The 12,089-nt window shown below is 45.4% G+C and carries 10 protein-coding genes and 1 pseudogene; 6 read left to right on the forward strand and 5 right to left on the reverse strand.

All coding sequences use genetic code 11. The features are described from left to right. Positions 1-389 precede the first annotated feature (389 nt). From pyrB to rtcR, 4 genes and pseudogenes are all read right to left on the reverse strand, one after another. Positions 390-1,331, reverse strand: coding sequence for an aspartate carbamoyltransferase (gene pyrB, locus PSI15_RS15735; protein WP_045968358.1), 942 nt, complete (start codon positions 1,329-1,331; stop codon positions 390-392). Between the two features lie 293 nt (positions 1,332-1,624). Beyond that, positions 1,625-2,053, reverse strand: coding sequence for a carboxymuconolactone decarboxylase family protein (locus PSI15_RS15740; RefSeq protein ID WP_045968360.1), 429 nt, complete (start codon positions 2,051-2,053; stop codon positions 1,625-1,627). A gap of 143 nt (positions 2,054-2,196) precedes the next feature. After that, positions 2,197-3,114 carry a ribonuclease Z gene (gene rnz, locus PSI15_RS15745; RefSeq protein ID WP_273584348.1) on the reverse strand — a complete coding sequence of 306 codons (918 nt, stop codon included), beginning with the start codon at positions 3,112-3,114 and terminating at the stop codon, positions 2,197-2,199. A gap of 12 nt (positions 3,115-3,126) precedes the next feature. Then, a pseudogene (gene rtcR / locus PSI15_RS15750) lies at positions 3,127-4,703 on the reverse strand (RNA repair transcriptional activator RtcR). 1,035 nt (positions 4,704-5,738) lie between these two features. Here rtcR and PSI15_RS15755 point away from each other — a divergent pair. The 5 genes from PSI15_RS15755 to PSI15_RS15775 are packed head-to-tail and all read left to right on the forward strand — an operon-like array spanning position 5,739 to position 10,180. Continuing rightward, positions 5,739-6,824, forward strand: coding sequence for a slipin family protein (locus PSI15_RS15755; protein ID WP_273584352.1), 1,086 nt, complete (start codon positions 5,739-5,741; stop codon positions 6,822-6,824). 2 nt (positions 6,825-6,826) lie between these two features. Continuing rightward, entirely contained in the window at positions 6,827-8,080 is a 1,254-nt protein-coding gene (locus tag PSI15_RS15760) for an RtcB family protein (RefSeq protein ID WP_443256104.1), read from the forward strand. A 39-nt stretch (positions 8,081-8,119) separates the two neighbouring features. After that, complete coding sequence (locus PSI15_RS15765; RefSeq protein ID WP_273584354.1) at positions 8,120-8,914, forward strand: nucleotidyltransferase domain-containing protein; 795 nt, start codon at positions 8,120-8,122, stop codon at positions 8,912-8,914. Positions 8,915-8,962: 48 nt separating this feature from the next. Continuing rightward, positions 8,963-9,520 carry an RNA 2'-phosphotransferase gene (locus PSI15_RS15770; protein WP_273584349.1) on the forward strand — a complete coding sequence of 186 codons (558 nt, stop codon included), beginning with the start codon at positions 8,963-8,965 and terminating at the stop codon, positions 9,518-9,520. 36 nt (positions 9,521-9,556) lie between these two features. After that, positions 9,557-10,180, forward strand: a complete 624-nt coding sequence (locus PSI15_RS15775) for a LysE family translocator (protein WP_273584350.1) — start codon at positions 9,557-9,559, stop codon at positions 10,178-10,180. 57 nt (positions 10,181-10,237) lie between these two features. On the opposite strand, the gene PSI15_RS15780 is transcribed toward PSI15_RS15775, so the two are convergent. Further along, positions 10,238-10,852: a TetR/AcrR family transcriptional regulator gene (locus PSI15_RS15780; protein WP_045968598.1), complete on the reverse strand. Its 615-nt coding sequence runs from the start codon at positions 10,850-10,852 to the stop codon at positions 10,238-10,240. 120 nt (positions 10,853-10,972) lie between these two features. Here PSI15_RS15780 and PSI15_RS15785 point away from each other — a divergent pair. Continuing rightward, positions 10,973-12,089 (forward strand): MFS transporter (locus PSI15_RS15785; RefSeq protein WP_273584351.1); only part of this gene is annotated, 1,117 nt, incomplete at its 3' end.

A 12,089-nucleotide genomic window follows, 5' to 3' on the forward strand; every position in this document is an offset into this window, starting at 1 on the left:
AAGATGTGGATACTGTTGGTGGTAATTTTTTTGCCTTTGCATAATATAATATCGTCAATTTGCCTATTTTCAGCCGGAATCAAACATAGCGTGATGAACATCCCTTTAAACTCTGGAGCAGGCTGAGAATAAATAAAAATATCGGATAAAATATCCGTCACTATGGCTCCATAAAAATATTCACCATCCAAATAACATCACAAAACGATGTTATCGAAACACCGGATAATAACCTAATTTTATAACAGGTTAAAATAAGAAAAGCGCTTTTAAATATACGCATATTTGAAATTGATTATTATAATTTTAATTGTCACTCTTCGTTATAAATAATATTATGACCGAGGAGTAATTTCCTCAGTCATAATATTAATCGCTATTTATTCTTGTTAATCAGCGATAACAACATCTTCATTTAATACCAGCGACAACAATGCCTGACGGGCGAAAATGCCATTCCCCGCTTGCTGGAAATAGTAAGCATAAGGGGTTTTATCGACATCTACCGTGATTTCATCAATGCGCGGCAGCGGGTGCAGCACTTTCAGGTTCTCTTTGACATCCACCAGATCCGCCGCGCGCAGAACGAATTGGGCTTTGATATTGGCATATTCGGAAGGATCAAGGCGCTCTTTCTGGACGCGCGTCATATACAGAATATCCAGTTCAGGCAGGACATCTTCAAAGTTATTGTGCAGGCTGTAACTCACCTGTTTTTCTTCCAGCATATGCAGGATATAGCTTGGCATCGCCAGGGCATCTGGCGCGATAAAGCAGAAATGGTTGCCACTAAATTTCGCCAGCGCCTGGGTCAGCGAGTGAACAGTCCGGCCATATTTTAAATCACCGACCATCGCGATTTTCAGGTTTTCCAGCCTGCCCTGCGTTTCCTGAATGGTGAACAGGTCGAGCAGCGTCTGGGTCGGATGCTGGTTTGCACCATCGCCGGCGTTAATAATAGGGATATGGCCGGAAAACTCCGAAGCCAGTCGTGCCGCCCCTTCCTGTGGGTGACGCATGACGATCGCATCGGCATATTGGCTGATGATAGAAATGGTATCTGCCAGCGTTTCTCCCTTTTTACCCAATGAAGTATTGCTGCTGTCAGCAAAGCCCACGACGGAAGCGCCGAGTCGCTGAATCGCGGTTTCAAAAGAGAGACGGGTGCGTGTGGAGGCTTCAAAGAAACAACTCGCTATCACCTTGTGTTTCAGTAATTCAGTCTGGGGATTGGCTTTCAATGCAGCGGCCGTCTGCAATACCAGTTCCAGATCTGCGCGGCTCAGATCATTAATTGAAATGATATGCTTGCGATATAACGGGTTAGCCATGTTTACGTTCCTCTTTGATGACTTTTAGCCTTGGACTGGGCAGACAAAAAAAAGCCCCTCAATTGAGGGGCTTTTTAAATGTTCGTTTAAGCAATGGGAAAAACAATGCGCTTACGCTGCCGACAGACAGTGTTTTGTTAACCTGATGTTTTATAACAGCCTTTACAGCGCAATTTTTCATGTTTTCTCCCGGCAAATCGTCGCGCATTATACTCACGCTGGCGTTCATCGCAAGGATTGCGGGCAGAAATTTTTGTTTTCATGTTTCCTGACTGGCCTGAATAATGACGTTATTATTCGTCCCGACTGCCCAAACTGACTGCCATTCTGTTAAGGGCATTCATCAGCGAGATCGCTGCGGTAAGGTCAACAATTTCTTTTTCGGTGAAAACCGTGTCAAGGCGTTCTTTAATATTATCTAATACGCTTTGCTTAGGATTGCTGGTTAAAGCCTCGCACCATTCCAAAGCCAATTTTTCTTTTGGACTGTAAATATTGGAATTAAACCACGCGGGCAATTTATCCAGTTTGACTTGTTCTATGCCATGATCTTTGCGGATGGCTTCGGCATGAAGATGGCAGCAATAGGCACAACCATTAATTTGGGATACCCGTGTTTCCACCAGCAGAATAAGTGCCTGATCCAGTTCAGCGGCATGAATTTCTTCATAGCTTTTATAGAGCGGATTAATAACCTTGGGTGAAACTTTTGCGTAATTCATGCTTATCTCTCTATTGTCCTGCCAAAACGATGTTGAAAAGTTTTTCTCGAAGAATAATAAGAAATATTCTATATCAGAATTTATACTGATATTTATACATATGTCACATTGACCACCTTGCTCTTTATTTTTCTGGTGAGTGTTTATTTAACGGTAAATACAGCAAAATCTTCGGCCAGATCGGTATGCGGAAATATTTCCCGGCATTCCGCCAATAATCGCGGACACTCTTCAATACCATAGCGTCCGCTAATATGGGTCGCGATAAAGTGTTTGACGTTGGCATCACGCGCCAGTGTTGCGGCCTGTTTTGTCGTGGAATGCCCACGTTCGTTGGCTTTCGCGGCAAACGCATCTTCCAGGGTGGTTTCATGCACCATCACATCAACATTGGCGGCGAGTTTCAGGGCTTCCGGCGTTGGTTCGGTATCGCCGAAAATAGCCAGTGATTTGCCACGGATCGGCGCGCCTAAATAATCTTTACCGCAAATTGTGCGGCCATCTTCCAGCGTTACCGTTCCGCCCTGTTTTAGCGTCTGCATCCACGAGCCGCGGGGAATGCCATCCTGATTTAATTTTTCCGCATCAAGTGCGCCGGGTTTATCGTGCTCTTCAATACGGTAACCGTAGCATTCCACCCGATGATTCAAGGCATAAGCCGTAACCTTGAATTCGCCGTCATCAAACAGTTGTCCGGGCTGGACTTCGATGATTTCCAACGGATAGGTCAGGAAAGAACTGCTCAGTTGCAATACGGTTTCCACAAACTGGCGTATACCGGTCGGGCCATATAACGTGAGGGGATCGGTAGAACCGCCCATCGAACGGCTGCACAACAGGCCGGGCAAACCGAAGAGATGATCACCATGCAGGTGAGTGATAAAGATTTTCTCCAGTTTGGCTATTTTGACGGGAGAATGCAGGATCTGGTGTTGCGTTCCTTCACCGCAATCAAACATCCACAGCGCGTTGCGGATGCCCTGTAAATCGAGGATCAGGCTGGTGACATTACGCTCTTTGGTCGGAATACCTGCGCTGGTGCCTAAAAATTTCAGTTCCATATTCTTGCTCTCCTAATGATGTTGAATGCTCTCCCAATCCAGACCGAATCGGGCAAGGTATTTGCGCAATCTATCGGCATCATTGGGCTGTTTTTTCTGTTGGCGGGAAACCGCAAATAACTTGCGGCCTGCTTCCGATAAGCTGCTGGAGCCACGGCAGATTTTAATCACCGTTTCTAACTGTTGACGGTCAAACAGATCAATCTCCGGCAGGCTATCCGGCAGCCAAGACGATGGCTTTTCACCGCACCAATTTTGCTGGAGCCGCGTGATCTCCTCTTCAACCAAATGTTGGTTTATACGCCCATTTTCGGCGAATGTCGCCATCCGTGCGACGGAAGCGCTGAGTTCCCGAAAATTTCCCCGCCACTGAGCTTGCCCGGAACAGGCAAAATTCAGGTAAATTTGCCGTGCTTCTTTGTCAAAACGAACTTGCGTTTGTTGCACTTGTGCATAACGGGCAAGCTCATAGTCGATGTTCGGCTCGATATCTTCGCGACGTTGTGCCAGACCGGGCAGTTGATAAGTCCACATATTGATACGGGCATAGAGATCTTCGCGGAATTTTCCTGAAACACCCAATCTTGCAAATCACGGTGTGTACCAGCAATTAATTGAAAATCGCTGTGTATCTCTTTATCTGAACCATAAGGCAGGAAGCTCTTTTCTTCAATGGCTTTCAACAGCATTGCCTGTTCATCCAATCCCAGTTCGGCCACTTCGTCAAGAAACAGAATGCCGCCATCAGCTTCGCGAAGAAGTCCGGTACGTGGCTGAATCGCTCCGGTAAATGCCCCTTTGACGTGACCAAACAGCGTAGACATCGCATTATCACCGCGCAAAGTGGCACAGTTGACTTCCACAAATCGCCCTTGGATTAAGTGGCGCGCTTGTCGTAACTGATAGATGCGGCGGGCAAGAAAAGATTTACCGGCACCGGTCGGCCCCGTCAGCAAAATTGGCGCAGTGGAGCGCAAGGCAACACGTTCCACTTGGTCGATCAGGCGGTTGAACTTGGCATTGCGCGTGGCGATACCCGATTTCAAGAAGGCGACCTGTTCCTGTTGCTCGTGCTGAAAGCGGCTGGTCAGGGTAGTATAACGGCTGAGATCCAAATCGATAATGGTATAAACGCCGGCGGGATGGTTCTCGTCTCCCCCATTTTTAGGCGAAGTCTGGATCAGTTGGGCTGGCAGATAACGGGCTTCAGTCAACAGGAACCAACAGATCTGCGCAACATGAGTACCGGTTGTGATATGTACCAGATACTCTTCGTTTTCAATATCGAAAGGGTAACGAACGGCAAAATCCAGCAGCGCGGTATAAACTTCTTCAAAATCCCACGGATCGGCAATGTGAATTTCGTTCAACACCACTTTTGTCTGTGGTGAAACTTGGGCAATATCCTCTTTTATTCTCTCTGCCAAAACGCGGTCATTGGTTTGGTAGAGTAACTCCAGCTTATCAATCGGCAACTCTGGTTGCTGGCACATACCAATGGTCGGACGCCATTTTGTCCAGCGATTGGCCTTCTTACCTCGTCTATCTAGCTGTGTACCCAAAATGCCAATGGCAACTCTGCGTTTCATTATCTTCCCTGCATTCTTTTTATCTAAATTTATAAGTAACGATAGAAAAAGATAAGAAATTTAACTTGCAAAAACAATCACCAAAATCAGTTGAAAATAAAACCAATTATTTTTCAAATAGATAAAAAATATTTCTGCTTTTTTCAGAGTTGGCACGCAATTGGCAATAACTAGGAGGTCAACACACTGAAATAGCTTGGATTCCGAATCCAGCCGGTGCATGGGTGATGGCATAGAGTCATTACACCCGCATGTATTCCGTCAGTGGGAAGACAGCCGACGAACAACATTAGGGTTATTTTGGGTTCGAGTCCCAAGTTCGTAACATTAAATAAAGTCTTTTACTTTCCCAGTAAAACACGTTGTAAAAACAGAAAAATAAAAAAGTGGCTGCCTATTGAGAGCCACCATTTTGAAGACTCGGCAGATGCCGCCGGGTTAAGGGCAGGATACTGAGCTACCGCAGTTTAAGTACCGATGTATTCCCCCCTTGGCTTCGCTCTGATGCCCTGTTTTCAGAATGAAAGGATAATGAAAAGGAAAATAGCAATGATGAAAAAAATCAAAATATTGCAGGGGCAAATTGGTTTATTGGCAAAAGAGGGGGAATATCAACAAATTTTGGCAGTGGGTAAATATCACTTCCATGACTGGTTTAATAAATTGAAATTGCAGGTTTTTGAACTGGATAGTGACGAGATCGAAACAAAATTGGCAGAACATTTGCGTCAGTACCATGCCGATTGGGTTGAACAGTATTGCGACAATATTCAGCTTGCCGAAGATGAAATAGGGTTGCTGTATCAACATAATTTACTGATGGAAATCATGCCGCCTGCAACACGTCGTTTGTATTGGAAAAATGGTGATCAGCGTCGAATTGAAATTCGCAAAACGACAGAACAGGAGGTTTCTCCTGAATTGTTGGCGCTATTGCAGCCGTCAAAGGCACGCAAACGTAGTGTGAAAGGATTAGACAGTGTGTTGATCACCCAGATCCCTGCATGGCATATCGGTATCTTGAGTATTGATGGTATGGCACAGCAGTTGTTGCAACCGGGGCAGCACGGTTACTGGCGTTTTGGACACGATGTTGCGGTTGAAATCATTGATACTCGCTCACAAGAGAAAGTTGAAGAAGATCTGGCTGAACATATGCGTCAGCACCATAGAGATTGGGTCGAACAATACTGTGATGGCATCCAGATTGCAGATGATGAGATGGGATTGCTGTATGAACATGATGTTTTGGTGGAGATTTTATCACCCGCAACCCGTTGCTTATATTGGAAAAATGGTAATCCACGCCGTATTGAGGTGCTTAAAGCCTCAGAACTGGAAATTTCACCTGAACGGGTTTCCCTGCTGGTTTCTTCCATGTCACGTAAACGTAGCGTGAAAGGGCTGGAGAGCTGCGTTTTGATGGCCCAAATTCCGGCCTGGCATGTTGGAATTTTAAAGGTGGATGGTGTGGCTCAGGAATTGTTACAGCCAGGTTTAAAAGGCTATTGGAGGGTGGGTTATGACGTTACCGTTGAGATCGTTGATACCCGTTTGCAGGCTCTAGACGTTGGCGGACAAGAAATTTTAACACGAGATAAAGTCAATTTGCGCATTAACCTATCGGCTAACTGGCGTTATCACAATGTGTTGATGGCTTATGAACAACTGAGTGAACCAGTGGCCTATCTGTATCGTGAATTGCAATTCGCGTTGAGAGAAGTGGTAGGAACACGTTCTTTGGATGAGCTTTTGGAAAATAAACAAATTATCGATGAATTGGTCAACGAGAAAATCCAGCAAGTGACAGGTGATTTTGGTCTGGAAGTGGCATCTTTGGGGGTTAAAGACATTATTTTGCCCGGCGATATGAAAGCCATTTTGTCTCAGGTTGTTGAAGCAGAAAAATCTGCTCAAGCGAATGTGATTCGCCGTCGGGAAGAGACCGCAGCGACTCGCTCACTGTTGAATACAGCAAAAGTGATGGAAAACAACCCAATCGCTTTGCGCTTGAAAGAATTAGAAACATTGGAAAGCATTGCGGAACGTATTAATCAAATTTCTGTATATGGCGGTTTAGATCAGGTTCTAAACGGATTGGTAAAAATCAAAGGAGAGTAATTATGACAACAACAATGATAACAACTGAAATCGAAAACAACGCTTATAACTTATTGACGCAAGAAAATGGTGCACCGGTAAAAATGTGGACAAACGGGGTTCCGGTTGATCCCAAAGCCATTACCCAATTGCAGAATACGGCCAAGATGCCTTTTATTTTCAAGCGCCTGGCAGTTATGCCGGATGTCCATGTCGGTAAAGGTTCAACCATCGGTAGTGTGATCCCGACACATGGCGCCATTATTCCGGCTGCGGTTGGGGTGGATATCGGTTGTGGGATGATTGCGGTGCGTACTTCGCTGGTGGCATCTGATTTACCGGATAACCTGTTGAATATTCGTCATGCCATTGAAGCGGCTGTACCGCATGGACGTACCGTAAACTGTGGCGGCCGCGATAAAGGCGCTTGGCATAACGCGCCGGAGATTGTGGATCAACATTGGGCGACATTGGCCGATGGGTTTAAGTGTATTACTGATAAGTACCCAAAGCTATTGAATACCAATCATCATCAGCATTTAGGAACGCTGGGAACGGGGAACCATTTTATTGAGTTATGCCTTGATGAAGCGGATCGTGTTTGGGTGATGCTGCATAGCGGTTCCCGTGGTGTCGGTAACGCCATTGGTAACTTATTTATCACGCTGGCGCAGAAAGATATGCAGCAGCATATCGCTAACCTGCCGGATCGTGATCTGGCGTATTTCGAGGAAGGAAGCCGTTATTTTGATGATTATATGGAAGCGGTCGGTTGGGCGCAGGATTATGCCCGTCAGAACCGGGAAGTGATGATGCAGCGTGTGCTTGAAGCGTTGTCACGGGAGATCCCAAAACCGTTTACGACACAGCAGGAAGCGGTGAACTGCCACCATAATTATGTCCAGCGTGAACAGCATTACGGTGAAGATATTTTGGTGACACGTAAAGGTGCGGTATCTGCCCGTAAAGGCCAGATGGGGATCATTCCCGGTTCGATGGGGGCAAAAAGCTATATCGTCCGTGGGCTTGGAAACAAAGAAAGTTTTTGTTCGTGTAGCCACGGAGCAGGCCGGGTGATGAGCCGTAACGAGGCAAAAAAACGCTTTACCGTAAGCGATCAAAAACGTGCGACTGCGCATGTGGAATGCCGTAAAGACAGCGATGTGATCGATGAAATCCCGATGGCGTACAAAGATATTGATGCTGTGATGGCAGCCCAATCATCGCTGGTGGAAATCGTGCATACCTTGCGTCAGGTGGTGTGCGTAAAAGGATAGAAATCCAAAGACAGGAAAATGAAATAAATGGAAAGGGAAATAAAAATAAATACTGTTAGCCCTGTCATGCGTTCTCGCATCGAACAGGAATTGGCTGACATAGAAAAAAATTATGGCGTACGGATACTATATGCTTGTGAATCTGGCAGTCGTGGGTGGGGTTTTGCCTCACCTGACAGCGATTACGATGTACGGTTTATCTATGTCCATCCGGTGGATTGGTATCTCAAAGTAGAAGCGGAGCGGGATGTAATCGAGTTACCGATCAGTGATGAACTGGATATCAGCGGCTGGGAGTTGCGCAAGACCTTAAAATTGTTGAAACAGGCGAATCCAACCTTAATGGAATGGCTGGATTCTCCCGTCATTTACTATGCTGATCCGGCTGCAACCAATGGATTGAAAACGATGGTGCCGCATTTCTTTTCGGATATTAAAGCGCGCTATCACTATCTTTCGATGGCAAAGAAAAACTTTCGTGGCTATCTGCAAGGTGAAGAAGTTCGGTTAAAAAAATACTTCTACGTACTGCGCCCTTTGCTTGCTGTCCGGTGGATTGAAATGGGCAAGGGCGTACCACCAATAGATTTTGAAACATTGGTAGCAGGAACAGTGGACGATTTGCAATTAAAAATGGAAATTGATGATTTGCTGCGAATTAAACGGGCAGCAAATGAGGCAGAATATGGCCTACGTAAACCAAGCGTTCACGCTTTTATTGAATCTGAATTGGATGAGACTCTGGCGCGATGTGAACTAAAGCAAAAGGATAATCACACTCGTAGCCATGAATTGTTGGATGATTATTTAAGGCGCTGGGTGATGAAATGTTGATGTAATTATCAACCATAGGGAATTCAAACTAATTCACAGGTGAAAAACATGGATCAAGTCGATACTAAAATTAGTAAGTTTTTAAGTTATGTATTACGCCATCAACCGGAATCTATTGGTTTGGTTTTGGATAATGAGGGATGGGCCGATATCGGCGCATTAATAAAATGTGCCGCCAGACACGGTAAGCGATTGGACTTTGCGATCATAGAAAAAATTGTTGATACCAATGACAAAAAACGGTTTGCCATTTCTATGGATCAGAAACGCATCAGGGCAGTACAGGGGCATTCAACGCAGCAGGTGGATATTCGCTATCAGGAGAAAATTCCTCCTGCGGTTTTGTATCATGGTACAGCCACCCGTTTTTTGGCTTCGATTTTTAAACAGGGGTTGATAGCCGCAACACGGCACTATGTGCATTTATCGGCGGATAAATCTACGGCGACCAAAGTGGGGCAACGGCACGGCAAGGCGATTATCCTGAAAATTGAAGCTCAGTTGATGTATGAGCAGGGCTTTACATTCCATCAGGCAGATAACGGAGTTTGGTTGACAAAAACCGTGCCAGTTGAATATATGAGTGTTGTTGAACATTTTCAGTAAACTTATTTTCCCCTGTTCTTATCTTTGGAGATAAATATGACAGTTATGGATTCCCTGCTTGCATTTACCGTGGCGGCGACATTACTTACTTTGACACCTGGGCTGGATACCGCGCTAATTCTACGAACAGCAACGGTGGAAGGGGGTAAAAAAGCGTTGCAAGCCGCCCTCGGCATTAATGCGGGATGTTTTATTTGGGGAGCAATGGTGGCATTTGGCCTTGGCACATTAATTGCGGTATCAGAGCTGGCATTCAATATATTAAAATGGTGTGGCGCACTGTATTTATGCTGGTTGGGTATTCAAATGATTTGGCACCCCAAAAAGGATCTGGGAGGAGAAACCTCTTCTTCTGTTAAAGGCCAAAATTGGTTTATCAAAGGGATGTTGGGCAATGTATTGAATCCGAAAATGGGCGTGTTTTATGTTTCATTCCTGCCGCAGTTTATTCCACAGGGGCATTCACCCACTTTATGGACATTCAACTTAGTCGCCATTCATGTTTTACTGGGTACATTGTGGTCATTATCACTGATTTATGCCACACGTCCTCTTTCCCATATATTGCGTCGTGAAAATGTCATTAAGTGGATGAATCGTGCGACAGGCGGGTTGTTTTTGCTTTTTGCATTTAAATTGGTGATGAGTCATCGGCGATAAACTACAAGGTGTAAATAGCCGTAAATAGTTATGGGCTAATTAGGTGCCTATTGCTTATCAGGAGTTATTTATATTGGGATTCAAAATACCCATTATCTTTGTAATAGATGATTCGAGAACACTCAGAGGAATTCCATCTCTGGCCAAAGTTGAAAAGCCGAGTAAGAAACTATCGAACATGGCTGCAATGACGGTAGGATCACTTTCGCTTGCTAATTCGCCATTATTGATCGCACGTTGGATACAGAAAAGAAAACCTTCCCGTGTTTGTCTTCTGACATCGGCTAACAATTTTTGGATATGTTTGTGCTCCGTTGAACCGGCACTCGCGGATAGAACCAACAGACAGCCCTGAGGATGATTACGCTCTGTTTGCATTTTTGCAGAACGACGTAGAGCTAGCTCAATAGCCTCTTTGGGGGGAAGAGTTGTATCCCAAAGGCTTGCTGTCACATTACTACCATACGTATCGACATAACGAGTGACTACCTCTCTGAATAATGCTTCCTTAGAGCCAAAGGCCGCATAGAAACTGGGGGCTGTGATACCTCCCATTCCCGCCTTAAGCTGACTTAGGGACGTTGATTCATAGCCATGTTCCCAGAACAACATCATCGCTTGATTGATCGCTTCATCACGATCGAAACTGCGTGGCCGCCCCATCTTAGCCATAATTGCCTCCTTATTGAAAATAACTTAAATACTAGTCGATATAAAAGTCCTTGACAAGAGAACCTCATAACCACTAAGTTTTATATCGATTGATATAAAATTAGAAGGAGTTACCTTACGATGCACGAAAACACTTCTGCATTACCAGAAACGGAAAGTGAACGCTTACCTGTTTCTGGACTGTTGGCATTAGCAATGACAGGTTTTATTGCTATCCTGACTGAAACGTTGCCCGCAGGTTTGTTACTGCAAATTGGCATGAGCTTCAATGTCTCAGAAGCGTTAGCTGGACAACTAGTCACACTTTATGCTCTGGGTTCTCTAGTGGCGGCAATTCCGCTGACGGCTGCAACTCGCGGCTGGCGTCGACGATCTGTCTTACTACTCGCGATTGTTGGTTTCCTGATTTTCAATACCATTACGGCATTGTCTTCTCATTATTTTCTGACGTTGGTTGCGCGTTTTCTGGCTGGCGTGGCTGCGGGTCTTGCTTGGGGACTTCTGGCGGGTTATGCACGTCGAATGGTGCCAGTTTCATTACAAGGCCGGGCGATGGCAGTGGCAATGGCAATGGTGGGGACGCCAATCGCATTGTCTCTGGGTGTTCCTGTTGGAACCTGGGTAGGTAATCTGATTGGTTGGAGAGGAACTTTCGGTACTATGTCTGGCCTGACGCTGATTTTGGTGGCATGGGTGATGCTCAAAGTGCCTGACTTTCCTGGCCAAAGTGCAGATCGTCGAATTCCTGTCCATAAAGTTTTTACGACAGCAGGTGTACGTCCGGTATTACTTGTCATCTTATTCTGGATGTTGGCACACAACATTCTTTATACCTACATTGCTCCTTTTGTTGTGCCGGCAGGTTTGTTAGATCGCATTGACTTCATTTTGCTGATATTTGGGGTAGCGGCTTTGCTCGGTATTTGGATTATTGGTCTACTGGTTGATCGCTATTTAAGAATATCGGTATTGTTCAGCCTTAGCGTATTTACCTTAACGGCTATTATGCTGGGTTTCGGCGGTGAAATCCCACTTGTTATTTATTTAGCTGTTGCTCTGTGGGGATTGACTTTTGGTGGCACGGCGACATTACTGCAAACTGCTTCTGCAGACGCCGCGGGGGATGGTGCTGATGTGGCACAGTCCATGGTTGTTACTGTCTGGAATCTTGCCATTGCGGGTGGAGGCATTGTCGGAGGAATACTATTGGAGAGCAGCGGCGTATCTTCATTCCCTT

Origin of the sequence: Xenorhabdus sp. PR6a, from assembly GCF_028599065.1 — a bacterium.
Classification (GTDB): Bacteria; Pseudomonadota; Gammaproteobacteria; order Enterobacterales; family Enterobacteriaceae; genus Xenorhabdus; species Xenorhabdus doucetiae.

What these genes read in the sequence shown, in the direction of transcription:
- PSI15_RS15755 (WP_273584352.1), top strand. Translation starts at nt 5,739, where the DNA reads ATGGCACAGCAGTTGTTGCAACCGGGGCAGCACGGTTACTGGCGTTTT.
- PSI15_RS15775 (WP_273584350.1), top strand. Translation starts at nt 9,557, where the DNA reads ATGACAGTTATGGATTCCCTGCTTGCATTTACCGTGGCGGCGACATTA.
- PSI15_RS15740 (WP_045968360.1), bottom strand. Translation starts at nt 2,053, where the DNA reads ATGAATTACGCAAAAGTTTCACCCAAGGTTATTAATCCGCTCTATAAA.
- PSI15_RS15780 (WP_045968598.1), bottom strand. Translation starts at nt 10,852, where the DNA reads ATGGCTAAGATGGGGCGGCCACGCAGTTTCGATCGTGATGAAGCGATC.
- pyrB (WP_045968358.1), bottom strand. Translation starts at nt 1,331, where the DNA reads ATGGCTAACCCGTTATATCGCAAGCATATCATTTCAATTAATGATCTG.
- PSI15_RS15770 (WP_273584349.1), top strand. Translation starts at nt 8,963, where the DNA reads ATGGATCAAGTCGATACTAAAATTAGTAAGTTTTTAAGTTATGTATTA.
- rnz (WP_273584348.1), bottom strand. Translation starts at nt 3,114, where the DNA reads ATGGAACTGAAATTTTTAGGCACCAGCGCAGGTATTCCGACCAAAGAG.
- PSI15_RS15760 (WP_443256104.1), top strand. Translation starts at nt 6,827, where the DNA reads ATGACAACAACAATGATAACAACTGAAATCGAAAACAACGCTTATAAC.